This window comes from Streptomyces sp. NPDC005004, assembly GCF_053600675.1.
Genome location: NZ_JBSGAH010000005.1, coordinates 135,340 through 160,648, shown reverse-complemented (window position 1 = coordinate 160,648; position 25,309 = coordinate 135,340). Strand labels below are relative to the sequence as shown.

Sequence of the window (25,309 nt, the reverse complement as noted above, 5' to 3'; positions counted from 1 at the left end):
GCGGTCATTTCCGCCCGGGGGTCCAGTTCATGCCCCATCCGTAGGCGCGGTCGACGGTCCGCTGCGGGCTCATCCCGCGTTCGGGCACCAGGTAGCGGGCCTCGCGCCGGACGACGAGGTCGCCGCCCTCGTTGGTGAGCAGCGCGAGCGCGCACACGGTGGAGGGCACCGCGCACTCGTCGAGGGAGAAGTCGACCGGGGCGCCGTGCTGGGGGCGCAGGGTGACGGTGGCGTGGAGTCCGGCGAAGGAGGTGGCGCCCTCGTAGATGGTGACGAAGACCAGGATCCGCCGGAAGTCGGCGGCGTGGTCGAGGCTGACGGTGAGGTTCTCGCCGTCGGCGGAGGCGCCGGTGCGGTCGTCGCCGTCGAGGTGGATGTACGGCGGCCGGTACAGGGTGCCGAAGGCATTGCCGAGGGCCTGGACGACGCCCTTGCGGCCGTCGGTGAGTTCGTACAGGGCGCACAGGTCGAGGTCGAGGTCCCGGGCGGGTCCCTTGGTCCATCTGGTGTCGCAAATCCGCCAGTTGAGGTTGACGCGGAGATCTCCTGAGGTGGCGCCCTGCTTGGCGAGCGAGACGGCGGGGGCGGCCTTGGTGAGAGTGACCTTGGCGGGCCGGGCGGTCGACTCGTCTGCGGCGTGCGGGAGTTCAGGGGCAAGCTGCCCCGACCCGGCTGCCCGCTGACGGGGTTCGGTCGTCACCGGCTCGGGTTGCCGGATCTCGCGGCGAGCGGTGATGCCGTACTCCTGCGCCAGTCCCTCGAGTCCGCTGCCGTACCCCTGTCCGACGGCGCGGAACTTCCAGCCGCCTTGTCGGCGGTACAGCTCGCCGAGCACGAGGGCGGTCTCCACGCTCGCGCCGGTGCCGTCGTAGTGGGCGACGGTATTCCCGTCCGGGCCGGTGATGCGGATACCGAGCCCAGGGACCTGGCCGAAGGTGCCGCCGTCCGCCGTCGCGGCGAGGACGATCCGTTCGACGGTGTCCTCCACGCGCGCGAGGTCGACGGTGAAGACATCGGTGGCGAGGCCGTCGTCGCGGCGTGTCTCCTCGTGCCGGACGGCGCCGGAGGGGTGTACGGGATGGTCGCGGGTGAGGTGGTCGGCGTCGGAGCGGATCTTGCCGGAGGTCAGCAGGAGGGCAACGATCTCCGTCGCGGGTATGCCGGGGCCCGCGCGTCGGTTTGTTTCGAGACGCAGCACCGTGGTGGGCACCGGCGTGTTGGAACCTTTCGACATTGTCATGTCCGCCCCCAATAGATCTTGCCTTTCCGGTCCCGCGACCGTACCGGTGATCGTCTCGGTCGCCCCGCGTGCGGGTGTCGCGAACTCCCCTGCCCCGCGCGGAAGAACCGCACGCCGATCCCTGCCAACCCGTTGGAAACTCGCCCTTTACACGATCCAAACGTCGAATGGCGTCCATTTTTGCCAAGTTCGCTCGGATTAGCGATCCAAGTTCGCCACCGACACGGAAAACAACCTTCTTATCGGTCTCCCCAACCAGCACATCGTGGGCTTAACTTATGTGCCATGACCTCCCCCCGCTCCACCTATGGCGGCGGCTACTACTCCGCCTCCTTCCCGGACACCCCGATCTACGACTCGCTCGTGGCCGAGCGGGGCACCCCGCAGATCGCCCCGATCCGCGTCCCGGCCGCCTACGACACGCCCGGCGGCAACCTCCCCGTCGGCAACATGCCGGGCGCCCACATGGGCGGCAGCAACCTCCCCGCGCTGCCCTCCGCGCTGCCCGCTCTCCCGGCCGCCCCGTCGCAGCCGGCTCCCGCGTCCTACGGCTACCCGCAGGCGCCGCAGCCCGCGCCTCTGCAGCAGGCGCCCACCGCGTACATCCCGCAGCAGGCCGCCGCGCCGCGCGGTTACCCGGGACCGCAGCAGCCCCAGCCGCCGCGTCCCGCCGCGCCCACGGGGTACGAGGCGATGCGTCCGGCCGCGCCGCGCCCGCCGCAGCAGCCGTACCAGGACCCGTACAACAACCAGCAGCAGTACCGGGGCTACTGATCGCACCATCCCGTGGTCGGTGCCGTCCGGTGGTTCGGCGCCGTGGGGAGTCGGCCGGACACCGCTGCGGGCGCTGACGGACGACGGGGGGAAGGTCGCCGTACAACGCGAACGCGCACGTCGGACGGACGCCGCCGCCGAGCAGAGACTCGGCGGCGGCGTCCGTGCGTGCATCCCGAGGCGAACGGGCAGCGACCGGTCTGCAGTTCGGGTCGCGGGCGGGGAACCGGCGGCGGGGTCCGGTCGTTCGCAAAGATGAGAATCTCGTGAGTGTCGACCGCCGGAGGCGGCACCGCTCTCCCCCGGCCGTGCCAGGGGGCCGCGCGGTCCGGTGGTGCTCACGTCGGGCGAGGGGGTGGGGCCGTGCGTGCGATCAGCGGTCTGTGGCGCTGGCGGGGCAGTCCGCTGCGGCGGCCGACCGACCGGGCCGAGGCATGGGTGTGCCTCGTGGCGCTGCTGCTCATCTGCGTCGCCGCGCCCGCGATCGGCTGGCTGACGGGTACGGCCGCCCAGGACTCGTTGCGCCGTTCGGTGGCCGAGCAGCGCCACACCCGGCAGCGCGTGCCCGCGACCGTGCTGCGCCGGATGGCCTACCACCCGCCCGAGACCGATCCCGACTCCGGAGCCGCGCACAGCGTCCGCAGCCGCGTCCTGGCGGGCTGGACGGCACCGGACGGCGCGCCTCGGCACGGCGCGGTCCTCACCGGTCTCAAGTCCCCGCACCGGGGCGACCGTCTCCTGATCTGGACGGACCGGCAGGGTCACATGACGACCCGTCCGCTGGACTCGACCACGGCCCGGGCTCATGCCGTACTGGCCGGATTCGGGGCGGCGTTGCTAGCCGCCGCACTGGTCGAGACGGTCCGGCGGGTGGTGGTGTGGCGCATGGTCCGCCGCAGGTACGCGCGTTGGGACCAGGCGTGGGAACGCGCGGGCCCCGACTGGGGCAAGGCCGGGACAGGGAGCTGACCTGCTTGACGGCTCTGGTCAACCCGGCGTCCGCGCACACGCTACGGTGGACCGGCCGACTCCCTTTCGGCATCGACCCGCGCGCGAGCGAGCCGAAGGCCGCGCCGGAGTCCGGAGCGCACCCGCGCCGGCCCCGGGGCCGCGGGCGGTCGCCCCCGGCACCCGGCGGCGGAGTCCCAGAGGCGGACGAGCACAAGTACCACGAGGTGGGGGGCACAGCAACGCCATGGCACAGGGCACGGTCCAGGTGACGCACACCGGTACGTCGCGATGGCGGCGTCGCACAGGTGAGTACGCCTCGCTCGCCGCCGCCCTGGAGGCCGCCGCGGAGGGCGACGTCCTCACCATCGCCCCCGGCACCTACCGGGAGAACCTCGTCGTCGGCCGCCCGGTGACCCTGCGCGGCCCCGAGGGCGTGCCCGGCTCGGTGCGGATCGCGCCCGTGGACGGGGTGCCGCTCACGGTGCGGGCCTCGGCCGTCGTGCAGGGGCTGCACGTGGAGGGCCAGGACGGCACGGCGCCCGCGTTGCTGGTCGAGGAGGGCACGCCGGAGCTGTCGGACCTGCGGATCGTGACGCGCTCGGCCGCCGGCATCGAGGTGCGCGGCGGGGCCCGCCCGACGGTGCGCCGCTGCACGGTCGACAACCCGGCCGGCGCCGGCATCGCCGTGCTCGACGGGGGCGGCGGGGTGTTCGAGGAGTGCGAGGTCGTCGCGGCCGGGCAGGCCGGCGTGGCGGTCCGCGGCGGTGCGCATCCGCGTCTGGAGCGCTGCCGGGTGCACCACGCGGCGGGCTCGGGGCTGAGCGTGACCGGGGCGAACTCCACGCTGGAAGCGGTCGGTTGCGAGGTGTACGAGGTCCGGGGCGCGGGGGTGCACGTCACGCGGGAGGCGACGGCGCAGCTCACCGACTGCGCTGTGCACCGCACTTCGGGCGACGGCGTCACGCTGGACACGGACGCCTCTCTGACACTGGCCGACTGCCGGATCCACGACATCCCGGAGAACGCGGTCGATCTGCGTTCGCGCTCCGTGCTCACCCTGACCCGGACGACGGTGCAGCGCTTCGGGCGCAACGGTCTGTCGGTGTGGGACGCCGGTACCCGCGTGGACGCCAACCAGTGCGAGATCTCCGACAGCACCGGCGACTATCCGGCGGTGTGGGTGAGCGACGGCGCCACGGCGGTGCTCGACTCCTGCCGCGTGCACGACGTGCCGGACGCGCTGTTCGTCCTCGACCGGGGCTCGCGGGTGGACGTGGTGGACAGCGATATCCACCAGGTGCGCAACACGGCCGTGTCGGTGAGCGACGGGGCGACGGCGCAACTGGACGACTGCCGGGTGCGCGACGCGGCGACCGGCGCCTGGTTCCGGGACCACGGCAGCGGCGGCACACTCGCCAACTGCGTGCTGCAGGGCACCCAGACGGGTGTGATCGTCACCAAGGGCGCCGACCCGTCGCTCGAACGCTGTGTGGTGGAACGCCCTGCCGAGGCGGGTTTCTATGTGTCCGCAGGGGGCCGGGGCAGCTTCGTGAACTGCCGGGTGAGCGGCAGCGGTGGCTACGGCTTCCATGTGATCGACGGCTGTCGCACGACGCTGCGCGGCTGCCGCACGGAGCGGTGTGCGCGCGGGGGGTACGAGTTCGCCGACGCGGGCACCGATTCCGGCTCGGTCACGGGTCCGGTGGTGGAGGACTGCACGAGCGACGAGTCCGGCGGCGGTCCGCGGTCCCCCGAGCCGCCGCGCGCGACCGCGGTGCAGACGGCGTCCCCGTCGACCGGTGGGCTGCTCGGTGCGATCCCGGGGCAGCGCGGCACGGAACCGGAGGCGCCCGTCGTCCCGGCCGTGCCGGAGCCCGAGGTCCGTAAGTCCGAGGCGGTGCTCGGTGAACTGGACGCGCTGGTGGGCCTGGAGAGCGTCAAGCGCGAGGTACGGGCGCTGACCGACATGATCGAGGTGGGCCGGCGTCGCCAGAAGGCGGGCCTGAAGGCGGCCTCGGTCAAGCGGCACCTGGTGTTCACCGGCTCCCCCGGCACCGGCAAGACGACGGTGGCCCGGCTCTACGGCGAGATCCTCGCCTCGCTCGGCGTGCTGGAGAAGGGGCACCTGGTCGAGGTGTCCCGGGTCGACCTGGTCGGCGAGCACATCGGCTCCACGGCGATCCGTACCCAGGAGGCGTTCGGGCGGGCGCGCGGCGGTGTGCTGTTCATCGACGAGGCGTACGCGCTCTCCCCCGAGGACGCCGGGCGGGACTTCGGCAAGGAGGCCATCGACACGCTGGTGAAGCTGATGGAGGACCAGCGGGACGCGGTGGTGGTGATCGTCGCCGGCTACACGGCCGAGATGGAGCGCTTCCTCTCCGTCAACCCCGGTGTGGCGTCGCGGTTCTCGCGGACGATCACCTTCGGGGACTACGGTCCCGGGGAACTGCTGCGGATCGTGGAACAGCAGGCGGACGAGCACGAGTACCGGCTGGCGGAGTCCACTCCGGAGGCGTTGCTGAAGTACTTCACCGAGCTGCCGAAGGGCCCGGCCTTCGGCAACGGCCGCACCGCACGGCAGACCTTCGAGGCGATGGTGGAGCACCACGCGGGCCGGGTCGCGCAGCTTCCCGACCCGAGCACCGACGATCTGACGCTGCTGTACGCGGAGGACCTCCCCGAACTTCCCTGAGCCGTCAGCCCGTCGGCGTCCCGCCCTCGTGTGCGGAGGGGCGCTGTGCGGGCAGGCCGGGGTGGAGGCGGGCGAGCAGTCCGGCCCGCGCGCGGGCGAAGGCGGGGTCGTCCTGGTAGTCGGAGTGGCCCAGGATCGGGGCGGGCAGCGGGTGTTCGGGGCTGCGGCCGTAGGCCCGGGGGTCGGCGAGCGGTTCATGGTCGACGTGCGGCTCACCGGGGACGCGGAGCGGGCCGCCGATGGGGTCGGTGCGGCGGTAGAGGTTGGTCCAGGGTCCGGTGTCGCGGTGCAGCGCGGCCAGCGCGTCCGGACCGAAGTGGGCGGGGAACCAGCGGCCGTAGAGGCGTTCCAGCGGTGAGCCGTAGGTCAGCAGGGCGACCCGTTCACGGGTGGCGGGGCTGAGCTGCCAGGCCGCGGCGGCGACGAGGACGCTGCCCTGGGAGTGGCCGGAGAGGACCAGGCGGCCGCCGGTGCGCTCGGTCCAGGTGGCCGTGCGCCAGGTCAGGTCGGGTACGGCGCGCTCGGCGTAGCAGGGGGGCGCGAAGGGATGGGCGGCGCGCGGCCAGAAGGTGCCCACGTCCCACAGGATGCCTATGGTGCGCCGGGCGGAGGCGTCCTTGTAGGCGCGGCGGCCCCAGGTGACGACGAGCAGCAGACCGGCGCCGACCAGCCAGGAGCCGAGGGCCTGCGCGGTCTCGGCGGCGATCCGGACCGGTTCGTCGGCGCCCTGGGCGGCGCGGGCGGGCGGCAGTCCGGTGCTCTGGGAGCCGGTCAGGGCCGCCGCACCGAGCAGCAGGGTGGTGACGGAGACGACGGCGAGAAGCAGGGGCGCGCGGTCGGTGAGGGTGGCCATGGCGCGGGTGCGGGCGATGGCGCGGGTGCGGGCGGGGTCCTCGGGTTCGCCGGGGTGCTGATGGCGGACGCGCGCGCGTTCGGCGCGGGCGAGGCGCGCGACATGCGCTCCCAGCAGGGCGGACGTGGCGAGCAGGACCAGGAGGAGCGGGGGGATCGCGGACGCCTGCCAGGTCAGCGTGACGGGCGGTCCGGAGAGCGAGGAGCGGGTGCCGTCCAGCCAGTCGGCGACGCGCTGGGCGACTCCGCCGGAGGCCACTCCGCCGAGCGCGCAGGCGAGCAGGGCGACGGCCGGTCCGCCGAGGCCGCGCATGGCGGCGCGGGGGTCGGGGTCGCGGCGGTAGAGGTCGTACGCGACGACGGCGAGCGCCAGCACGAGGACGCCCTGGATCAGCATGAGCGTGCCGAAGACGGGGTCGCCGGGCAGCCGTCCGGTGGAGTGCCAGCCGGGGCGGGACCAGCCTGCGTACAGCGCGGCGAGGATCAGCAGGGCGAGGGCGCCGAGCGGGAGGCCGCGCACGAGGTGGCGGTCGGTCTCGGGGTCGAGGCGCGCCTCGCTGCGTCCCCGGCGGCAGACGACCACGACGACGGTGATCGCCCAGCCGAGCAGGGCCGTGCCGAGCATCAGGCCCAGGGTGTGGAGGAGCGCGGGGTGGTGGTCGCGACGGAGGGCGGGGAGGGTGAGGGTGGCCGCGACGGTCAGCAGTCCGGCGGCGGTGTGGGCGGCGCGGAGCCGGGCGCCGAGGCGGCGGCCGTACCAGAAGCCGGGGCTGGCCAGGGCTCCCGCTTCGGGGTCGGCCTCGGGGGTGCGGGCCATCGGACGGTGGGATTCGTACGCGCTCCAGGTGCGGTGGGAGAGGTACCAGAGCAGGGCGGTCAGCGCGGTGGGTACCAGGGCGGCGAGGGCGAGGCGGCGGCCGGGTTCGCTCCACCAGCCGTGACCCGCGGGCGAGAGGGGGGACAGCCAGGAGTGGCGGCCGGAGCAGGCGGTGACGCTCGCGCACTGCCAGGCGACCAGGTCGAGGGCGACCTCGCAGGCGGCGGCGCCCAGCAGCACGGTGAGGGAGAGCGCGGCGAGTCGGACGAGGAGGCCGTAGAGGCGGATGGTGCGGGTGCGGCCGGGGGCGGCGGGGCGCATCCAGTGGGCGAGGTTGACGACCATGAAGGGCAGGAGCAGCAGCCAGAGGGCGCGGCTGGCGTTGCCGGAGGTGAGGTTGCACCAGACGTACGCCTCCTGGACCGGTTCGCCGCGCGATCCGCCGTCGCGGTCCGGCTCGCCGCGGGGTCTCCCGCCGCTCGTGGCGTCGTCGGGGTCCTCGGGCGGGCCGGCGTCCTCGGCGCGGCGGAAGACGGCGGCCGTGTCGTCGCCGGTGACGCGGACCGTGCGCGGGTCGCCGAGCATCTTCTCCGGGGTCGTGCCGCCGACCCCGTGCACCAGCAGTTCCAGGTCCGGGCGTGCCGTCGGGGGCGCTGTGGGGGGAGGCACCGGTTCCGGCGCGGTGGGGTGTTTCTGCGCGCCTGCCACTGTTCGCTCGCATTCGTGTGACGCGGTCGGGATGACGCGCACGGCGAGCGTTTCCCGTGCGGGCTCCATGCGGGGGTTTCCGTGCGGGGTTTCCGTGCCGTGCGGGAATCAGGTTCTCCGCTTCGCGCGCTGTGTACACCCGCCGTCACTTTTCGTTACCGAATCTTCCCGATTCGTGCGACTGTCGCCGGTGTGGATGCGGCACACATGTGGCCGCAACCCAGGTGGACGGCGTGACAGGCGGTGGCGCGGCCTGTGGGGCGGCGTGACAAGATGAGACGCCCGCATAGTTGCTGCCGGACGGAACGTCCTGGTCGGACCAGGTGTGCCGGGCGTGTCGGACGAGCATGGGGCGAAAGGACCGGAGCGTACGTGAGTGAGAATCAGAACCTCCTCGCGGAGCAGCGCCGCGCCCTGATCGTGGACGAGGTACGGCGCCGGGGCGGCGTCCGGGTCAACGAACTGACCCGCAAGCTCGGCGTGTCGGACATGACGGTGCGCCGCGATCTGGACGCGCTGGCCCGCCAGGGCGTGCTGGAGAAGGTGCATGGCGGTGCGGTGCCGGTGGTCGAGGCGAGCACGCACGAGCCGGGGTTCGAGGCCAAGTCGGGCCTGGAGCCGACCGCCAAGGAGGAGATAGCGCTGGCCGCGGCGAGGCTGGTCGCGCCGGGTGCGGCGGTGGCGCTGTCCGGCGGTACGACCACCTACGCGCTCGCCCGGCATCTGCTGGAGGTGCCGGACCTGACGGTGGTGACGAACTCGGTGCGGGTGGCGGACGTGTTCCACGCGGCTCAGCGGGTCTCGGGGCAGCGGCAGGGCGCGGCCACGGTGGTGCTGACCGGCGGGGTGCGCACGCCCTCGGACTCGCTGGTGGGTCCGGTGGCCGACCGGGCGATCTCCGCGCTCCACTTCGACCTGCTGTTCCTCGGTGTGCACGGCATATCGGCCGAGGCGGGGCTGTCCACGCCGAACCTGGCGGAGGCCGAGACGAACCGGCGTCTGGTGCGCTCGGCGCGGCGCGTGGTGGTGGTCGCGGACCACACCAAGTGGGGCACGGTGGGACTGAGTTCGTTCGCCGCGCTGGACGAGGTGGACACGCTCGTCACCGATGCGGGGCTGCCCGCCGACGCCCGCGCGGAGGTTTCCGAGCGGCTGCGGCGCCTGGTGGTGGCGGGCGAGCCGGACGCGGACGAGGACGAGCCGGACGACACCGAGGACGCCTGAGGGCGCCTCGCGCCACCAGCCCTGAGCGCTCGCGGACAACGGCACCTCCGTCCAGCGACGACGCTCCCGCTCAGTCCGGCCAGACCCCCGTCGCCAGCAGCGTCTCGATCGCGGCGGTGTACGGCGCGATCTCCAGCCCCTGCTCCTCCAGCCAGCCGTCCGAGTAGTACTTGTCCAGATAGCGGTCGCCGGGGTCGCAGAGCAGGGTGACGACGCTGCCCGTCCGCCCCGCCGCGACCATCTCGGAGACGATCTTCAGCGCGCTCCACAGTCCGGTCCCCGTCGAGCCGCCCGCCTTGCGGCCGATGGCCCGTTCCAGGGCGCGTACGGCGGCCACGCTCGCCGCGTCCGGCACCTTCATCATCCGGTCGATGGCGCCGGGCACGAAGCTGGGCTCCATGCGCGGCCGTCCGATGCCCTCGATGCGCGAGCCGCAGTCGCAGGTGACGTGGGCGTCCCCGGTGGTCCAGCCCTCGAAGAAGCAGGAGTTCTCCGGGTCGGCGACGCAGACGCGGGTGTCGTACTGCATGTAGTGGACGTAGCGGGCGAGGGTCGCGGAGGTGCCGCCGGTTCCGGCGGTGGCGACGATCCAGGTGGGTACCGGGAAGCGTTCCAGGGCCAGTTGACGGAAGGTGGACTCGGCGATGTTGTTGTTGCCGCGCCAGTCGGTGGCGCGCTCGGCATAGGTGAACTGGTCCATGAAGTGGCCGCCGGTCTCGGCGGCGAGGCGCGCCGACTCCTCGTACATGGTGCGCGGGTCGTCCACGAAGTGGCAGCGGCCGCCGTGGAATTCGATGAGGCGGCATTTCTCCGCGCTGGTCGTGCGGGGCATGACCGCGATGAACGGCACGCCGATCAGGCTCGCGAAGTACGCCTCGGAGACGGCGGTCGAGCCGCTGGACGCCTCGATGACCGGGCGGTCCGGGCGGATCCAGCCGTTGCAGAGGCCGTAGAGGAAGAGGGAGCGGGCGAGGCGGTGCTTGAGGCTGCCCGTCGGGTGGGTCGACTCGTCCTTGAGGTACAGGTCGATGCCCCAGTGCTCGGGCAGCGGGAAGCGCAGCAGATGAGTGTCGGCCGAGCGGTTGGCGTCCGCCTGGACCTTGCGGACGGCCTCTTTCAGCCAGTCGCGGTAGGTCGCGTCGCTGCGGTCGACGTCGAGGGTGGCCCCGGCCCGGGCCGGTGGGGTGGTGCTCACGGCGAGGCTCCTTACTCGGTCGCGCCGACGGCGCCCCGCGCGGTCGGCACGCCGATCATAGGCACCTCCCGTCACGCTTCTCACCTGCATCAACGCATCTTTCAGCCACCCAAAGGAAGCCTGGGGCACACCTGTACGGGGGGCGTGGGGGCGCATTGGCGTGAGTACTCCCGGCGCTCGCAGCGCACTCCCTCCACACCCTGGTGCTCCGGTGCTCGGGGGGGCAGACTGCGAACGGCACGCGTCGGCGCGCGACACGCCGCGGCACACGACACGCGGTGCGGGCGCACGCCACGCGGCACGGACGACTCGCGGACGATCGGACGACACGCGCAGGAGGGACGGCGAGGATGGCGGAGCCCGAGTTCACGGCGAGAGGCGTGCGCGTCGGCAAGGGGCTGCGCTCGCTCACCCGGGCCGGAAAGGTCCGGATCAGCGACGGCAGGGTGGAACTGCTCAACAGCTACGACAGCGAGATCGACAGCGCGCCGGTCCAGGCGGTCCGCGCCTCCAAGCCGTGGTTCGCGCCGGACGACCGCGCGCGGGCCGAGCTGAACGGGCAGCGCTACGAACTGACACTCGGCGACCAGGATCCGGCGCCGGGCGAATCGGGTCCGCCCGCGGCCCGGCGCTTCATCGACGCGGTGCGCCGGGCAGCCCGACACGGCGACTGACCTGCGTGCCGCCGCGGCGAGTTGCGGGAGGGCGGGCACTGCGTCACGCTGATCTCACGTCACTCTGGGTTTACCTGAGGTAACGCTGAGGTCCAGCCTCCGGCCGCGCAGTCGGGCCGCCTCCTGGACGCGGGCGCCCTCCTGGATTTCCGTTGTTCTCCGTGTTCTTCCGGTTCCTTCCGGACCTCACATCGGGGAGTCGCAGCCGTGATCAGTCACCCCAACAGGCACTGCACGGTGGAGCTCCAAGCCCTGCCGTCGCGGATCGGACAGGTCCGCAGAATCGTCTCTGCGCAGTTGCGCTACTGGCATCTGGACCCTCTCATCGACCGCGCCGCGCTCGGCGTGACCGAACTCCTGAGCAACGTCCACCGACATGCGCGCCCCGACAAGTCGTGCACCGTCGAACTGGAGCTGCTGCCCGACCGCCTCACCGTCTCGGTACGGGACCGCGATCCGCGCCTGCCCGTGGTGGCCGACGCGACCGAGACACTCGAACTCGCCCCGCTGGCCACCTGCGGCCGGGGCCTGGCGATGGTCGCGGCCGTCAGCGAGAGCTGGGGAGCACGCCCGGACGGCGAGAGCGGCAAGGTCGTGTGGTTCACGCTGGCAGCCACCGTCGCGGAACCCGCCCGCCCGGCCCGCGACCCGCTCCGCTCGACGAGGCGGCGGCCCGCGTCCCGTGCCGCCGAACCGCGCCCGGCCCCGGTCGGCCCGGTCATTCCGGTCACCCCCGTCACTCCGGTCACCCCGAGCCCCGTCCCGGCGCCCCTCCCGGTCACCCCGGTGACTCCGGCGCCCGCGCCGACGCGCCCCGCACCGGCACCCGCCCTCGCGGCCGCGTCCGCCGGTCCCGTGACGGAGCCGGCCCTGGCGCCCGCTCCCGCCGGTCCCCCGCCGGCACCCGCCCTGGCCGGCCCCGCACCCGAACCCGCGCTGGCGTCCGCACCGGCCGTGGCCCAGTCCGCGGCGGCAACCGCTCCCGCCCGGTCGGCCGTTCCCGGCTGACCGGGCGGTGACCTTCCCGGTACGGCGGCGGGGCGGCGGGTGTCGATGACCCGCCGCCCCGCCGCACGGCCACGTCGCGCGGGGCGGCGGCGCCGCTGCCTCCGCCCACGGCTCTCAGCCCTTGTCCATGGACCCGAACCGCTCGTCCAGCACGGACAGCCGACGCCAGTACTCGTCCTCGTCGATCTCACCCGAGGCGAAACGGCGCCCGAGCACCGCGAGCGGCGAGTCGCCCAGGGGGCGGCCGGACTCCAGCGGCCGCCAGGGGGCACCCCGCCCACGCCGGACCGTACGGCGCAGCAGGGTGACGGCTCCCACCACCACGGCCGCCCAGATCAGTGGGAAGAACAGGATCCAGGGGCCGGGTCCGCCGCCGCCCCAGTTCGCCAGGGTCTCCATCTCGGGCTCATCTCCTCGGTCGAGCTCACGCATCGGTTGACGCTCCGAGGCTCCCTCCGCTCGGGGGTCCGGGTCGTCGTGCGGCGGGCGGCAGTGCGCGTACGACGCCGGGAGTACCGCGCCCGAAACCGGGCCCCACCGTGCCTTCTGTACCTATCGGTATGTACAGTGACCGCATGAGCACCTCCGAGCGTCTGATCGAGTCCACCCGCGAGCTGCTGTGGGAGCGCGGCTACGTCGGCACGAGCCCCAAGGCGATCCTGGAGCGGTCGGGCGCCGGGCAGGGCAGCATGTACCACCACTTCCGCGGCAAGCAGGATCTCGCCCTGGCCGCGATCCGCCGGTCCGCCGACGAGCTGGGCGCCGCGGCGGAGCGGATCTTCGACGGCCCGGGGACGCCGCAGGAGCGGATCGAGGCGTATCTGCTGCGTGAGCGCGACGTGTTGCGCGGCTGCCCGGTCGGACGGCTGACCATGGACCCCGAGGTGATCGCCAGCGACGAACTGCGCGCCCCGGTGGACGAGGTGATCGCACGGATTCGCGGGCGGATCGCGGAACTGGTCGAAGAGGGCAAGCGGCAGGGGCAGTTCGCCGCTTCCTTGGACGGCGAGGAGATCGGCGCCGCCGTGGTCGCGACCGTGCAGGGCGGCTACGTCCTGGCGCGGGCCTCCGGCTCCCCCGCGGCGTTCGACGCGGGCGTGCGCGGGCTGCTGTCCCTGCTCGCGCCGCCGACCCGCTCGGCCTGACCGACCCCGACTTGCCGTCGACACACCGAGAGGACCCGTCCCGTGCACGCCCTCCAGTACCAGGTCACGCTCCCCGCCGACTACGACATGACGGTGATCCGCGACCGCGTCGACCGGCTCGGGCATCTGCTGGACGACTGGGACGGCCTCGGCGTCAAGGCATACCTGGTGCGTGAACGCGGGCGGTACGGCTCACCGGTCAACCAGTACGCGCCCTTCTACCTGTGGGACACGATCGACGGCATGAACCGCTTCCTGTGGGGCGGCGGCTTCCAGGGGCTCTCGAACGACTTCGGGCGACCGGCGGTGCAGCAGTGGACCGGTCTCGCCCACGAGCGCGGCTCCGCGTCCCCCGCGTCCGCCGCGTTCGCGGTGCGACGCCGGCAACCGGTGCCGGAGGGCGTGGAGTTGAGCGCGTTCATGGAGGAGGCAGTGGCGGAGGCGCTGCGGCTCGCGGGCGAGGACGGAGCCGTACTCGCGGCCGCCGCCGTGGACGCCCGCCACTGGGAGCTGGTGCACTTCTCGCTCTGGGACCACGAACCCACCCAGACGGAGGGCGACTTGTTCCAGGTACGGCACCTGTCCGCACCCGGGCTCGACCGGCTCCCGCGCGGCAGGCAGTGGTAGCCGCGCAGGTGACGGTCCGTCAGCCAAGCGCGCCCAGGGGGTCGTCCAGCACCGGCTGCCAGGCGAGTTCGGCCGCGCCGACCAGGCTGTCGTGGTCCAGGGTGCACGGCAGGATGGGCACGCCGCCGCTCTGACCGCCCCACAGGCTGCGCTCGGCGACCACCGCGCAGAGCCGGTCGGGGTCGGCCTCCAGGAGGCTGCGGTGCAGGCCGCCGAGGATGATGCGGTCCGGGTTGAGGATGTTGACCAGTCCGGCGAGTCCCAGGCCCAGGCGGTCGATCAGGGTCTCGGCGGCGCGGCGTACGGCCGGTTCGTCGTACCGGGTGCGCAGCAGGTCGGTCGCCTGCTGGAGCAGGGAGACCTCGGGGCCGGGGTCGAGTCCGGCCTCGACCAGCAGGGCCAGCGGGTCGGCCTCGACGTCGAGACAGCCCCGGCTGCCACAGTGGCAGGGGCGGCCCTCGGGGTTGACGGTGAGGTGGCCGACCTCCAGGGCGAGGCCCGAACTGCCGATGTGCAGACGGCCGTCGAGGACCAGCGCGCCGCCGACGCCCCGGTGTCCGGTGGCCACGCAGAGCAGATCGCGAGCGCCGCGCCCGGCGCCGTGCCGGTGCTCGGCGAGGGCGGCGAGGTTGACGTCGTTGCCCGCGAACGCCGGGCCGGTGATGCCGGCGGCGCGGACGCACTCCGCGAAGATCCGGCGCACCGGCTCGCCCACCGGCCAGGCCAGGTGCAGCGGGTTCAGGGCGAGACCGTCGGGCTCGGCGACGGCGGAGGGCACGGCGAGTCCGGCGCCCACACAGCGGCGGCCGGTCGCGCGCAGCAGCTCGGCGCCCGCCTCGACGACAGTGCCGAGCACCTTGGCGGGGTCGGCGTCCACGGTCTCGCAGCCGGGCGTGGTCGCGACGATCCGGCCACCGAGGCCGACCAGCGCCGCCCGGAAGCCGTCGGCGTGGATCTGCGCCGCGAGCGCGACCGGGCCGTCCTCGGCGACCTCCAGCCGGTGCGAGGGGCGCCCCTGGGAACCCGTGGCCGCGGCGGGTCGCGCGTCCACGCGGATGAGGCCGAGCGCCTCAAGCTCGGCGGCGACCGCGCCGGCCGTGGCCCGGGTGACGCCCAGCTCGGCGGTGAGGACGGCGCGGGTCGGCGCCCGGCCCGTGTGCACCAGTTCCAGCGCGGGGCCGAGGGCGCTGCGCCCACGGTCCAGGCGCGCTCTGGTGGTGGTCTCTTCCCCCGCCTTCCGGGGGTCCGCCATGCCGCTCATGAGGGCGAGTCTCCCATGATCCGGGCCGCTCGTGGCGGGGTGCGCTCACCGGGCGGAGGACGGCAGTCCACTCACCCGCAGCGTGATGTTCAACCGCCCCGTGAGCCCCAGCGCGGGCGGTGCCGTACCCGGCCGTACGCGCGGCACGCCGTGGTACGCGAGGCGGGCCGGCCCGCCGAAGACGAACAGGTCTCCGCTGCGCAGTTCCACGTCGGTCCAGGGCCGGTTACGGGTGTCGGTGTTGCCGAAGCGGAACACACAGGTGTCTCCGAGGCTCAGCGACACCACCGGGGCGTCCGCGCGCTCGTCGGCGTCCCGGTGCATACCCATGCGGGCGTCCGCGTCGTAGAAGTTGATCAGTGCGATGTCGTACGGCTCCCCGGGGAGCGCGTCCGGGCCGAGGGCGTCCGCGACCGCGCGCCGGGCCAGGTCGTCCAGCCAGGCCGGGAAGGGCTTCACCGGCGAGCCGTCGCCGTCGACGGCCGTGGGGGCGTAGCCGTAGGGGTACCAGTGGCGGCCGAGGCAGACCTGGCGGGCGGTCATCGTGCCGCCGCCGGGGGTGTGGACCGTGCGGAGCCCGGCAGGGGGGCGGGCCCACTCCCGACATGCGGCGAGGAGCCCGCGCTGCGCGTCCGGGTCCAGCCAGTCCGGGACGTGCACGGCGCCCGGGGCGACCGCGTCCCGCTCGCGGGGGAACAGTTCCGCGTCCATGCCTCCCATCCTGCCCGAAGGGTCCGCGGGTCCCCTCCTGCCTGACGGGTCCCTGCGTCCCTCCTGCCCGGCAGCCGGGCCGACCCGGCCTGAGCTGCGGCTCGGCTAGCCTGGTGGGCGATGAACGACCGTATGACGACTCCGTGGGGCGAGCTGGACCTGTCCCGCTTCCCCGACGACCCCCGCGACCGGCTGCGTGCCTGGGACGCCTCCGACGCCTATCTGCTGCGGCATCTGGCCGAGGAAGGGGTGGACCTGTCGGGCGAGGTCGTCGTGCTCGGCGACCGCTGGGGCGCGCTGGCGACGGCGCTCGCCCCGCACCGCCCCGCGCAGATAACCGACTCCCATCTGGGTCAGGAGGCGACCCGCGCGAACCTGGCGCGGGCCGGTGCCGAGCCCGGCGCGGTGCGGCTGCTGACCACGCAGGACCCGGTGCCGGAGCGGGTGGACGTCCTGCTCGTGCGGGTGCCGAAGAGCCTGGCGCTCCTTGAGGACCAGCTCCACCGGCTGGCCCCGGCCGTGCACGCGGGGACGGTGATCGTCGGCACCGGCATGGTGAAGGACATCCACACCTCCACGCTTCGGCTCTTCGAGCGCGTTCTCGGGCCGACGCGCACGTCACTGGCCCGGCAGAAGGCCCGGCTGATCTTCTGCACCCCCGACGCGTCGCTCGTCCGGCCCGCGAACCCGTGGCCGTACCAGTACGCACTGGAGGACGGCATCGGCGCGGCGTCGGGGCGCCCTGTCGTCAACCACGCGGGGGTCTTCTGCGCCGACCGGCTGGACATCGGCACCCGGTTCTTCCTCGGGCATCTGCCCGCTCCGCGCGGCCGTCGGATCGTGGACCTGGGCTGTGGCAACGGCGTGGTGGGTACGGCGGTGGCGCTGACCGACCCGGACGCCGAGGTGCTGTTCGTGGACGAGTCGTTCCAGGCGGTCGCCTCGGCGGAGGCCACGTACAAGGCCAACGGGGTTCCTGGGCACGCCGAGTTCCGGGTCGGGGACGGCCTTGCCGGGGTGGCGCCGGGCAGTGTGGACCTCGTGCTGAACAACCCCCCGTTCCACTCCCACCAGGCGACGACGGACGCGACGGCCTGGCGGATGTTCACCGGGGCCGAGCGCGCGCTGCGGCCGGGCGGTGAGCTGTGGGTGGTCGGCAACCGGCATCTGGGCTATCACGTGAAGCTGAAGCGGCTGTTCGGGAACTGCGAAGTGGTCGCGAGCGATCCGAAGTTCGTCGTGCTGAAGGCCGTCAAGCGGGGCTAGGAGGCGTCCCCCTGGCGGGCGTCGCCGAGGACGCCGATGATCCGGGCGACCTCGGCCGCCATCGCCTCGCGGCCCGCGCCGAGGTAGCCCCGGGAGTCGACGGCCTGGGGGCGTTCGGTGAGGTGGCGGCGGACGGCGCCGGTGAGAACCGCGTTGAGCGCGGTGCCGACGTTGACCTTGCCGATGCCGCCCGCGACCGCGCGGGCCAGCGCGTCGTCCGGCACGCCGGAGGAGCCGTGCAGGACGAGCGGGACGGACAGCGTGGCGGAGAGGCGGCGCAGCAGCGTCTGGTCGAGGGTGGCGGTGCGGGTGGTCATGGCGTGCGCGCTGCCGATGGCGACGGCGAGGGCGTCCACCCCGGTCTCCGCGACGAACTCGTACGCCTGGTCGGGATCGGTGCGGGCGCCCGGCGCGTGCGCGTCCAGCGCCGGTCGTCCGCTCTTGCCGCCGATCTGCCCCAACTCCGCCTCGATCCAGAGCCCTTGATCATGAGCCCAAGCGGCCGTGGCGCGGGTGGCGGCGAGGTTGTCGGCGTAGGGCAGGCTGGAGGCGTCGTACATCACGGAGCTGAATCCGGCCTGCGGCGCCTGGCGCAGCAGGTCGTCGCTGTGTATGTGGTCGAGGTGCAACGCGACGGGTACGGCGGCGTGTTCGGCGGCGGCGCGGGCTGCTCGGGCCAGCGGGAGCAGTCGCCCGGCGCGGAACTTGACGGTGTTCTCGCTGACTTGGAGCACGACGGGCGCCCGTGCGGTCTCGGCGCCGATGACGACGGCCTCGATGTGTTCCAGGGTGACGATGTTGAAGGCGGCGACGGCGGAGCCGGCACGGGCCGCCCGGGTCACCAGGTCGCCGGTGGTGGCGAGGGGCACGGTGTCTCCCTTCCGGTGCCGGTCAGGGGGTGAGGATCACCGAGCGGGTGAGATGCCGCGGCCGGTCGGGGTCGAGGTCCCGGACGGCGGCGACGGCGAGGGCGAGCCGCTGGGCGCGGACCAGTTCGGCGAGCGGGTCGAGGGTGCCCTCGATCCAGCGGGCACCGGTGGCCAGGACCTGCTCCGGGAGACCCGCTGGAGCCGGGCCGAACATCCAGGTGGCGGTGCCTTCGGTGCTGACGCTGATCGGCCCGTGCCGGTACTCCATCGCCGGATACGCCTCGGTCCAGGACAGCGACGCCTCGCGCATCTTGAGCGCGGCCTCCTGGGCGAGTCCGGTGGTCCAGCCCCGGCCCAGGAAGGTGAACTGATCGCAGTGGGCGAGCCCCTCGGGCAACGGGGCGGTGAGCGCGGTGCGCGCGTCCGTGACGACGGCGGGAGTGTGCAGACCGAGGTGGGCGCGCAGCAGGGTGAGCGCGGTGGTGGCGAAGCGGGTCTGCACGACGGAGCGTTCGTCGGCGAAGTCCAGGACGATCAGCTGGTCGGCGGTCTCCTTGACGGGGGTGGCGGGGTCGGCGGTGAGCGCGGTGGTCGGTGTGTTCAACTCCGCGAGCAGGTGCAGCACTTCCGTGGTGGTGCCGGAGCGGGTGAGGGCGAGGACGCGGTCGTAGGAGCGCCCGCGGGGGAACTCCGAGGCGGGGAAGGCGTCCGTCTGTCCCTGCCCGGCTGCCTCGCGCAGGGCCGCCGCGGACTGCGCCATGAAGTACGAGGTGCCGCAGCCGGTGATCGCGACGCGCTCCCCCGGCGCGGGCAACGCGTCGGCGTATGTGGCCACTTCGGCGGCCGCGCGGGTCCAGCACTCGGGCTGGCTGTTCAGCTCGTGCTCGGCATGGCTCATGCCACGTCCTCCCCCATGCTGATCGCTCCCGACGGTACAGCGGGCGTTCGCGCGCCTACAAGGAGCGTGCGCGGTACGGCGAGTATGGGTGGTCAGCCGAGCCAGCCCGGCCGCACGAGCCCGGACTCGTAGGCGAGGACGACGAGTTGGGCCCGGTCGCGGGCGCCGAGCTTCACCATGGCGCGGCTGACGTGAGTCTTGGCGGTGAGCGGGCTGACCACCAGGCGGCGGGCGATCTCCTCGTTGGACAGGCCGATGCCGACGAGCGCCATCACCTCGCGCTCCCGTTCGGTGAGGCGGCCGAGGGCGTCGGCGGCGGCCGGTTCCTTGGAGCGGGCCGCGAACTCCGCGATCAGCCGACGGGTGACGCCGGGTGACAGCAGGGCGTCACCGTCGACCACGGCCCGTACCGCGCGCACGAGTTCGTCCGGCTCGGCGTCCTTGACGAGGAAGCCGGAGGCGCCGGAGCGGATCGCCTCGAAGACGTACTCGTCGAGTTCGAAGGTGGTCAGCATGATCACCTTCACCTCGGGGAGGGCGGGGTCCTCGGTGATGTGCCGGGCCGCTGCGAGGCCGTCGAGCACCGGCATCCGGATGTCCATCAGGACGACGTCGGGGCGCAGGGCGCGCACCTGGCGCAGCGCCTCCGCGCCGTCGGCCGCCTCCCCGGCGATCTCGATGTCCGACTGTGCGCCGAGCAGCGCCCCGAAACCGGCCCGGACCAGTGACTGGTCGTCCGCGAGCAGCACCCGGATCACCGCGCCTCCCCGCTCCGCGCGGGCAGGACGGCGAGCACCCGGAAGCCGCCGTCGCCGCGCGGTCCCGCCTTGATGATGCCGCCGAGCGCGGCGGCGCGCTCACGCATCCCGGCGAGCCCGTTGCCGGTGCCGCCCGCGTCGGCGCCGGTGGCGGGCCCGTCGTCGTCCACGGTGAGGCGCACCTCGTCCGCGCCCTGCTCGAAACGTACGCGCGCGTGCCGCGAGCCCGAGTGCCGTACGACGTTGGTGAGGGCTTCCTGGAGGATGCGGAAGGCGGCCAGGTCGGTGCCGGGCGGCAGGCTCGGCGGCTCTCCCCCGACCTCGACGGTGAGTCCGGCCGCGGCCGCCTGCTCGACCAGTTCGGGCAGCCGGTCGAGACCGGGAGCGGGCGCGCGCGGGGCGGCGCCGGGGGCGCGCAGGGTGTCGAGGACCTGACGCACCTCGCCGAGCGCCTCCTTGCTCGCGGCGCGGATGGTGGTGAGCGCGGTGCGGGCCTGCTCGGGGTCCTTGTCGAGGAGCGCGAGGCCCATGCCGGCCTGGACGTTGATGACGGAGATGCTGTGCGCGAGCACGTCGTGCAGCTCGCGGGCGATCCGCAGCCGCTCCTCGTCCGCGCGGCGCCGGGCGGCGCGGGCGCGGTCCGCGCGTTCACGCGCCCACTGTTCGCGCCGTACCCGGGCCAGTTCGGCCACGGCGACCACGGCCGCGACCCAGGTGGCGGCGACGATCTCCTGCCCGGCGCTCGCCCCGGAGTCCCCGGCCGGCGGGAGGTGGCGGTAGAGCCAGAGGGCGATCAGCAGATGGCCCGCCCAGAGCAGGCCGAGCGCGGCCCAGGCGGCGCGCCGGTGCCCGGCCACGACCGCGCTGAAGCAGCCGACCGCGACGGTCAGGAACACGGGCCCGTAGGGGTAGCCCGCCGCCAGATAGGCGAGGGTGACCACGGACGTGGTGTAGGCGACGGCCACCGGATGGCGTCGCCGCCACAGCAGGACGGCCGAGGCGGCGACCAGCAGCACGCGCCCGGCGACGTCCGGCGCCTCCCGGTGCGGCTGGGCGTGTGCGGCGAAGGACGATCCGGCGAGCACGACGGCGGTGATCAGCACGGTGGAGAGCCAGGGCCACCGGGCGGCGCGGTCACGGGACTCCGGGTCGCCGTCGGTCCGGTGCCACCAGGGGGGTCCGTACCTCCACCACCCGGGTTCGTGCTGCTCTTCCATGCCTGCCACGCTAGACGCCGCCGGGAGGCGAGGGCGTCGGCCGAGCGTGGTGATCACGCGTACTCCCCGGGGAGTACGGCGGGCCGACCCGGGAGCAGGGGAGGCCGATCCGGGGAGCACCGGAGGTCGGTCCGAGGGGTACGCGCCCTCACGCTCCCTTCAGCCCCACGCTCTCCCCCAGCCGCCCCGCCGCGTACCGGAAGAGTTCGGCGCGGTCGGTCACCATCCTGTCGAACTGCCCGAACACCTCGAAACCGACCAGCCCGAACAGCTCGGACCAGGCCGCCACCAGCGCGGGCGCCGCCTCGGGCGGCAGGGCCGGGGAGATGTCGGCGGCGAGGCGTTCGGCCTCGGGGCGCAGCTCGGTGGGGAGCGGCGGGAGCACGGAGCCGGTGCCGTCCCGCTGGGCGTCGCCGACGATGCCGACGAGGAGCAGTCCGACGCGGGCGGCGGAGGGGACGGTGGTCGGGGGTGCGGCGTAACCGGGCACGGGCGAGCCGTAGATGAGCGCGTACTCGTGGGGGTGGTCGAGCGCCCAGGCGCGTACCGCCTCGCAGACGGTGGTCCAGCGGCGCAGTGGGGCCGTGCTGTCCGGTAGGGCCGCGTGGGCGGTCTCGGCGGCCTCGCCGAGGGAGTCGTAGGCGTCGATGATGAGCGCGGTGAGCAGGTCGTCGCGGCTCGGGAAGTAGCGGTAGAGCGCGGACGAGACCATGCCCAGCTCGCGCGCCACCGCCCGCAGGGAGAGTTTGGCGGCGCCGTCGGCCGCGAGCTGTCTGCGGGCCGCGTCCTTGATGGCCGCGGTGACCTCGGTCCTGGCCCGCGCGCGGGCGCCCTGTGCGGTGCTCATGCGACGAGTCTGCCATGGAACGAGAGCGGCGCCCACAAAAGAGAGCACCGCTCTTGCGTGAGAGCACCGATCTCGGCACACTGGAGAAAAGCGAGAGCACCGCTCTCCCACAGCAATGGAGGTCGCCATGTCGTCTTCGTCGCCGTACTACGTGCAGGGCAGCCCGATGGCCGTCCGCTTCAACAACGTCATCGGCTGGCTCGCCCGGCACGGGCTCAGCTTCGCGGGCAGCGCCGAGCTGTCGGTGCGGGGCCGCAAGAGCGGCGTGATGCAGCGCATCCCGGTCAATCCGCACACCTACGAGGGCGGGCAGTACCTGGTCTCCGCGCGCGGCCACTCCCAGTGGGTGCGCAACATGCGCGCGGCGGGCGGCGGGGAGCTGCGGGTGGGCCGCAAGGTGCGCACCTTCACGGCGGTGGAGCTGCCGGACGCCGAGAAGGTGCCCGTCGTCCGGACCTATCTGGAGCGCTGGGGCTGGCAGGTGGACGCGTTCTTCGCGGGTGTGACCGCCGGGTCCTCCGACGCGGAGATCCTGGCGGCCGCCCCCGACCACCCGGTGTTCCGGATCACTGTCGCGGACTGACGGCGTTCGCGACGGCCGTCACGCGTCGACGCCGTCGCGAACGGGCGGCCGTCACGAACGGGCGGCCGTCACGACTCGACGAGGTCCTCGTCCTCGTCCGTCACCGGCGCCGCCTGCCCCCGGTCGAGCAGCGCGATGGTGCGCTGGGCGAGCGGGCGGGACCTGACCATCTCGCCGAGCGAGGACGCGCCGCTGGTGATGTCCCGGAACGCCTTCCAGGCGGGGCGGAAGCCGGTCAGCGCGGCGTGGAAGAGCCCGGGCCGGCGTTCGAACGCGGCCAGCAGCCGCTTGCCGACGCTCATCTCCACCCCGAGGCCCGCCTTGACGGCGAACGCGTAGTTCAGGGCCTGGCGCCGGGTGTCCACGGCGTCGTGCGCCTCGGCGATCCGTACCGCCCACTCCCCCGCGAGGCGGCCCGAGCGCAGCGCGAAGGAGATGCCCTCGCGGGTCCAGGGCTCCAGCAGGCCCGCCGCGTCGCCGCAGACCAGCACCCGGCCCCGGGAGAGGGGGGAGTCCTCGGCGCGGCAGCGGGTCAAGTGCCCTGAGGAGACGCTGGGTTCGAACCCGGCGAGACCGAGCCGGGCGATGAAGTCCTCCAAGTACCGCTTGGTGGCCGGGCCTTCACCGCGCCGGGAGATCACGCCGACGGTCAGGGTGTCGCCCTTGGGGAAGACCCAGCCGTAACTTCCGGGCAGCGGACCCCAGTCGATGAGCACCCGGCCCTTCCAGTCCTCGGCGACGGTGTCCGGCACCGGGATCTCCGCCTCAAGACCGAGGTCGACCTGGTCCATCTTGACGCCGACGTGGGCCCCTATCCGGCTGGCGCTGCCGTCGGCGCCGACGACCGCGCGGGCCAGCACCGTCTCGCCGCCCTGGAGCACCACGGCGACCGTGCGCCGGTCCGGGACCGCCGAGCCGTGCTGCTCGACGCGCTGCACAGTGACACCGGTGCGCAGTTCGGCGCCGGCCTTCTGCGCGTGCTCGACCAACTGCTGGTCGAACTCGGGCCGGTTGATGAGCCCGAACAGCATCTGCCGGGAGCGCCGGGTGCGGGTGAAGCGGCCGTTGTGCGAGAACGTGACCGCGTGCACCCGGTCCTTGAAGGGCAGTTCGAAGCCGGGCGGCAGCGCGTCGCGGGAGGGGCCGATGATGCCGCCGCCGCAGGTCTTGTAGCGGGGCAGTTCGGCCTTCTCCAGCAGCAGGACCCGCCGTCCCGCGACCGCCGCCGCATAGGCGGCCGAGGCCCCCGCGGGTCCCGCGCCCACCACGACGACGTCCCAGACCCGCTGCACGCCGTCCGCCGAAGAGTTCTCGCCGCTCACGATGGTCTACCGCTCCGATCCAGCCGATGCCGCTCTCCCGGGCTCCCGGCCGCACCGGAGCGGGGAAACCCATGTCATCCGGCATCCTACGGCGATCACCGCCGGAGCCCACTGTGGGAGGATCGGGGATATCCCAGCAGTTCAACGTCGCGAAAGCAGCGTCGCACCCACGAGGAGCGTGCCCCATGCCGTCGAATCCGGTCGCCGAGACCGTCGTCTCGCTCATGCCCCGCGCCAAGGCGGAGCTGACCGAGCTGGTCGCCTTCAAGTCGGTGGCGGACTTCGAACAGTTCCCCAAGAGCGAGAGCGAGGGCGCGGCGCACTGGATCGCGGACGCGCTGCGCGCCGAGGGCTTCACCGACGTGGCCCTGCTCGACACCCCCGACGGCACCCAGTCGGTCTACGGCTACCTGCCCGGGCCCGAGGGCGCGAAGACCGTCCTGCTCTACGCCCACTACGACGTGCAGCCGCCGCTGGACGAGGCCGCGTGGACGACTCCGCCGTTCGAGCTGACCGAGCGGAACGGCCGCTGGTACGGCCGGGGCAGCGCCGACTGCAAGGGCGGCCTGATCATGCACCTGCTGGCGCTGCGCGCCCTCAAGGCGAACGGCGGCGTGCCGGTCGGCGTCAAGGTGATCGTGGAGGGCTCGGAGGAGCAGGGCACCGGCGGTCTGGAGCGTTACGCCGAGCAGCACCCCGAGCTGCTCACGGCCGACGCCATCGTCATCGGCGACGCGGGCAACTTCCGCGTCGGCCTGCCGACCGTGACCAGCACCCTGCGCGGCATGACGCTGGTGCGTGTCCAGGTGGACACCCTCTCCGGGAACCTGCACTCGGGCCAGTTCGGCGGCGCCGCCCCGGACGCGCTCGCCGCGCTGATCCGGGTCCTGGACTCGCTGCGCGCCGAGGACGGTTCGACCACGGTGGACGGCCTCGGCGCCTCGGAGCACTGGGAGGGCCTGGAGTACACCGAGGAGCAGTTCCGCTCGGACGCCAAGGTGCTCGACGGGGTCGGCCTGATCGGCGACGGCTCGGTGGCGGACCGCATCTGGGCCCGGCCCGCCGTCACGGTGCTCGGCATCGACTGCCCGCCGGTCGTGGGCGCCACCCCGTCGGTGCAGTCGAGCGCCCGCGCGCTGATCAGCCTCCGGGTGCCGCCGGGCACGGACGCCACCGAGGCGTCCAAGCTGCTCCAGGCCCACCTGGAGACGCACGTGCCGTGGGGCGCCAAGGTCACCACCGAGCAGATCGGCAGCGGCCAGCCCTTCCGCGCCGACACCACCAGCCCGGCCTACCAGGCGATGGCCACGGCCATGGCCGCCGCCTACCCCGGCGAGACCATGCAGTACGCGGGCCAGGGCGGCTCCATCCCGCTCTGCAACACCCTCGCCTCCCTCTACCCGCAGGCGGAGATCCTGCTCATCGGCCTCAGCGAGCCCGAGGCCCAGATCCACGCGGTCGACGAGAGCGTGTCCCCCGAGGAGCTGGAGCGCCTCTCGATCGCCGAGGCCCTGTTCCTCCAGGAGTACGCGGCGAACTGACCCGCCCTCCGTGACGGCCCCCGGCATGAGACACCGCCGGGGGCGCTCCCCTACGCCTCGTGCACCCGCCTGAGCTGACGGCCCTCCTCGGCGCCGAGCGGTGCCGGCAGTTCGGTGCGGGCCCGCTCG

The 25,309-nt window shown here is 73.7% G+C and carries 22 protein-coding genes and 1 pseudogene; 11 read left to right on the top strand and 12 right to left on the bottom strand.

The window, feature by feature from the left end:
- Positions 1–4 precede the first annotated feature (4 nt).
- Complete coding sequence (locus ACWEEU_RS08600) at positions 5–1,234, bottom strand: TerD family protein (RefSeq protein ID WP_451730479.1); 1,230 nt, start codon at positions 1,232–1,234, stop codon at positions 5–7.
- 291 nt (positions 1,235–1,525) lie between these two features.
- Between ACWEEU_RS08600 and ACWEEU_RS08595 the strand changes: the two genes are divergently transcribed.
- From ACWEEU_RS08595 to ACWEEU_RS08585, 3 genes are all read left to right on the top strand, one after another.
- Positions 1,526–2,014, top strand: a complete 489-nt coding sequence (locus ACWEEU_RS08595; RefSeq protein ID WP_385743296.1) for a DUF6643 family protein — start codon at positions 1,526–1,528, stop codon at positions 2,012–2,014.
- A gap of 363 nt (positions 2,015–2,377) precedes the next feature.
- A complete protein-coding gene (locus ACWEEU_RS08590) occupies positions 2,378–2,983 on the top strand; it encodes an Rv1733c family protein (RefSeq protein ID WP_451730100.1) in 606 nt (201 codons plus the stop codon).
- A gap of 226 nt (positions 2,984–3,209) precedes the next feature.
- Positions 3,210–5,657 carry a right-handed parallel beta-helix repeat-containing protein gene (locus ACWEEU_RS08585; protein WP_451730097.1) on the top strand — a complete coding sequence of 816 codons (2,448 nt, stop codon included), beginning with the start codon at positions 3,210–3,212 and terminating at the stop codon, positions 5,655–5,657.
- 4 nt (positions 5,658–5,661) lie between these two features.
- Here the strand turns inward: ACWEEU_RS08585 and ACWEEU_RS08580 are convergent, their stop codons facing one another.
- Positions 5,662–8,034, bottom strand: coding sequence for a hypothetical protein (locus tag ACWEEU_RS08580; protein WP_451730094.1), 2,373 nt, complete (start codon positions 8,032–8,034; stop codon positions 5,662–5,664).
- A 372-nt stretch (positions 8,035–8,406) separates the two neighbouring features.
- Between ACWEEU_RS08580 and ACWEEU_RS08575 the strand changes: the two genes are divergently transcribed.
- Entirely contained in the window at positions 8,407–9,258 is an 852-nt protein-coding gene (locus ACWEEU_RS08575; RefSeq protein ID WP_385743287.1) for a DeoR/GlpR family DNA-binding transcription regulator, read from the top strand.
- A 70-nt stretch (positions 9,259–9,328) separates the two neighbouring features.
- Here the strand turns inward: ACWEEU_RS08575 and ACWEEU_RS08570 are convergent, their stop codons facing one another.
- Positions 9,329–10,453, bottom strand: coding sequence for an L-cysteine desulfhydrase Cds1 (locus tag ACWEEU_RS08570; protein WP_385743285.1), 1,125 nt, complete (start codon positions 10,451–10,453; stop codon positions 9,329–9,331).
- Between the two features lie 350 nt (positions 10,454–10,803).
- On the opposite strand from ACWEEU_RS08570, the gene ACWEEU_RS08565 reads away from it, so the two are divergent.
- Together ACWEEU_RS08565 and ACWEEU_RS08560 are read left to right on the top strand one after the other, a co-directional pair.
- Complete coding sequence (locus ACWEEU_RS08565) at positions 10,804–11,127, top strand: hypothetical protein (protein WP_451730090.1); 324 nt, start codon at positions 10,804–10,806, stop codon at positions 11,125–11,127.
- Positions 11,128–11,334: 207 nt separating this feature from the next.
- Positions 11,335–11,743: pseudogene (locus ACWEEU_RS08560) on the top strand (ATP-binding protein); the annotation flags it as partial.
- 506 nt (positions 11,744–12,249) lie between these two features.
- On the opposite strand, the gene ACWEEU_RS08555 reads toward ACWEEU_RS08560, so the two are convergent.
- Positions 12,250–12,534 (bottom strand): SHOCT domain-containing protein, encoded by a 285-nt coding sequence (locus ACWEEU_RS08555; protein ID WP_385750229.1) that lies wholly within the window; start codon positions 12,532–12,534, stop codon positions 12,250–12,252.
- 176 nt (positions 12,535–12,710) lie between these two features.
- Between ACWEEU_RS08555 and ACWEEU_RS08550 the strand changes: the two genes are divergently transcribed.
- Both ACWEEU_RS08550 and ACWEEU_RS08545 read left to right on the top strand, forming a co-directional pair.
- On the top strand, positions 12,711–13,280 hold the full coding sequence (locus ACWEEU_RS08550) for a TetR/AcrR family transcriptional regulator (protein ID WP_385750232.1): 570 nt from the start codon (positions 12,711–12,713) through the stop codon (positions 13,278–13,280).
- 42 nt (positions 13,281–13,322) lie between these two features.
- Positions 13,323–13,907 (top strand): DUF4865 family protein, encoded by a 585-nt coding sequence (locus ACWEEU_RS08545; RefSeq protein WP_385750234.1) that lies wholly within the window; start codon positions 13,323–13,325, stop codon positions 13,905–13,907.
- A gap of 19 nt (positions 13,908–13,926) precedes the next feature.
- On the opposite strand, the gene ACWEEU_RS08540 is transcribed toward ACWEEU_RS08545, so the two are convergent.
- Together ACWEEU_RS08540 and ACWEEU_RS08535 are read right to left on the bottom strand one after the other, a co-directional pair.
- On the bottom strand, positions 13,927–15,168 hold the full coding sequence (locus ACWEEU_RS08540) for an ROK family protein (RefSeq protein ID WP_451730086.1): 1,242 nt from the start codon (positions 15,166–15,168) through the stop codon (positions 13,927–13,929).
- A 45-nt stretch (positions 15,169–15,213) separates the two neighbouring features.
- Positions 15,214–15,879 carry an alpha-ketoglutarate-dependent dioxygenase AlkB family protein gene (locus ACWEEU_RS08535; protein WP_385750239.1) on the bottom strand — a complete coding sequence of 222 codons (666 nt, stop codon included), beginning with the start codon at positions 15,877–15,879 and terminating at the stop codon, positions 15,214–15,216.
- Positions 15,880–16,011: 132 nt separating this feature from the next.
- Here ACWEEU_RS08535 and ACWEEU_RS08530 point away from each other — a divergent pair, with 132 nt between their 5' ends.
- Complete coding sequence (locus ACWEEU_RS08530) at positions 16,012–17,145, top strand: methyltransferase (RefSeq protein WP_451730476.1); 1,134 nt, start codon at positions 16,012–16,014, stop codon at positions 17,143–17,145.
- Here ACWEEU_RS08530 and ACWEEU_RS08525 read toward each other — a convergent pair.
- From ACWEEU_RS08525 to ACWEEU_RS08505, 5 genes are all read right to left on the bottom strand, one after another.
- Complete coding sequence (locus ACWEEU_RS08525) at positions 17,142–18,014, bottom strand: class II fructose-bisphosphate aldolase (RefSeq protein WP_451730082.1); 873 nt, start codon at positions 18,012–18,014, stop codon at positions 17,142–17,144. The two genes, ACWEEU_RS08530 and ACWEEU_RS08525, sit on opposite strands and share 4 nt — an antisense overlap.
- A gap of 22 nt (positions 18,015–18,036) precedes the next feature.
- Complete coding sequence (locus ACWEEU_RS08520; RefSeq protein WP_385750244.1) at positions 18,037–18,912, bottom strand: SIS domain-containing protein; 876 nt, start codon at positions 18,910–18,912, stop codon at positions 18,037–18,039.
- A gap of 92 nt (positions 18,913–19,004) precedes the next feature.
- A complete protein-coding gene (locus ACWEEU_RS08515; RefSeq protein WP_451730078.1) occupies positions 19,005–19,670 on the bottom strand; it encodes a response regulator in 666 nt (221 codons plus the stop codon).
- Positions 19,667–20,887 carry a sensor histidine kinase gene (locus tag ACWEEU_RS08510; RefSeq protein WP_451730075.1) on the bottom strand — a complete coding sequence of 407 codons (1,221 nt, stop codon included), beginning with the start codon at positions 20,885–20,887 and terminating at the stop codon, positions 19,667–19,669. The genes ACWEEU_RS08515 and ACWEEU_RS08510 overlap by 4 nt, the downstream gene beginning before the upstream one ends.
- 148 nt (positions 20,888–21,035) lie before the next feature.
- On the bottom strand, positions 21,036–21,734 hold the full coding sequence (locus tag ACWEEU_RS08505; protein WP_451730072.1) for a TetR/AcrR family transcriptional regulator: 699 nt from the start codon (positions 21,732–21,734) through the stop codon (positions 21,036–21,038).
- A 127-nt stretch (positions 21,735–21,861) separates the two neighbouring features.
- Here ACWEEU_RS08505 and ACWEEU_RS08500 point away from each other — a divergent pair, with 127 nt between their 5' ends.
- Entirely contained in the window at positions 21,862–22,317 is a 456-nt protein-coding gene (locus tag ACWEEU_RS08500; RefSeq protein WP_451730069.1) for a nitroreductase family deazaflavin-dependent oxidoreductase, read from the top strand.
- A gap of 68 nt (positions 22,318–22,385) precedes the next feature.
- Here ACWEEU_RS08500 and ACWEEU_RS08495 read toward each other — a convergent pair whose 3' ends face one another.
- Complete coding sequence (locus tag ACWEEU_RS08495; RefSeq protein ID WP_451730066.1) at positions 22,386–23,639, bottom strand: geranylgeranyl reductase family protein; 1,254 nt, start codon at positions 23,637–23,639, stop codon at positions 22,386–22,388.
- A 185-nt stretch (positions 23,640–23,824) separates the two neighbouring features.
- Here ACWEEU_RS08495 and ACWEEU_RS08490 point away from each other — a divergent pair, with 185 nt between their 5' ends.
- Complete coding sequence (locus tag ACWEEU_RS08490) at positions 23,825–25,180, top strand: dipeptidase (protein ID WP_385750256.1); 1,356 nt, start codon at positions 23,825–23,827, stop codon at positions 25,178–25,180.
- The last annotated feature ends 129 nt before the right edge of the window (positions 25,181–25,309 follow it).

Excerpts from the sequence above, each read along its gene's own strand:
- ACWEEU_RS08600 (WP_451730479.1), bottom strand. The coding sequence starts at position 1,234 with ATGTCGAAAGGTTCCAACACGCCGGTGCCCACCACGGTGCTGCGTCTC.
- ACWEEU_RS08595 (WP_385743296.1), top strand. The coding sequence starts at position 1,526 with ATGACCTCCCCCCGCTCCACCTATGGCGGCGGCTACTACTCCGCCTCC.
- ACWEEU_RS08585 (WP_451730097.1), top strand. The coding sequence starts at position 3,210 with ATGGCACAGGGCACGGTCCAGGTGACGCACACCGGTACGTCGCGATGG.
- ACWEEU_RS08565 (WP_451730090.1), top strand. The coding sequence starts at position 10,804 with ATGGCGGAGCCCGAGTTCACGGCGAGAGGCGTGCGCGTCGGCAAGGGG.
- ACWEEU_RS08555 (WP_385750229.1), bottom strand. The coding sequence starts at position 12,534 with ATGGAGACCCTGGCGAACTGGGGCGGCGGCGGACCCGGCCCCTGGATC.
- ACWEEU_RS08550 (WP_385750232.1), top strand. The coding sequence starts at position 12,711 with ATGAGCACCTCCGAGCGTCTGATCGAGTCCACCCGCGAGCTGCTGTGG.
- ACWEEU_RS08540 (WP_451730086.1), bottom strand. The coding sequence starts at position 15,168 with ATGAGCGGCATGGCGGACCCCCGGAAGGCGGGGGAAGAGACCACCACC.
- ACWEEU_RS08535 (WP_385750239.1), bottom strand. The coding sequence starts at position 15,879 with ATGGACGCGGAACTGTTCCCCCGCGAGCGGGACGCGGTCGCCCCGGGC.
- ACWEEU_RS08530 (WP_451730476.1), top strand. The coding sequence starts at position 16,012 with ATGACGACTCCGTGGGGCGAGCTGGACCTGTCCCGCTTCCCCGACGAC.
- ACWEEU_RS08520 (WP_385750244.1), bottom strand. The coding sequence starts at position 18,912 with ATGAGCCATGCCGAGCACGAGCTGAACAGCCAGCCCGAGTGCTGGACC.
- ACWEEU_RS08510 (WP_451730075.1), bottom strand. The coding sequence starts at position 20,887 with ATGGAAGAGCAGCACGAACCCGGGTGGTGGAGGTACGGACCCCCCTGG.
- ACWEEU_RS08505 (WP_451730072.1), bottom strand. The coding sequence starts at position 21,734 with ATGAGCACCGCACAGGGCGCCCGCGCGCGGGCCAGGACCGAGGTCACC.
- ACWEEU_RS08500 (WP_451730069.1), top strand. The coding sequence starts at position 21,862 with ATGTCGTCTTCGTCGCCGTACTACGTGCAGGGCAGCCCGATGGCCGTC.
- ACWEEU_RS08490 (WP_385750256.1), top strand. The coding sequence starts at position 23,825 with ATGCCGTCGAATCCGGTCGCCGAGACCGTCGTCTCGCTCATGCCCCGC.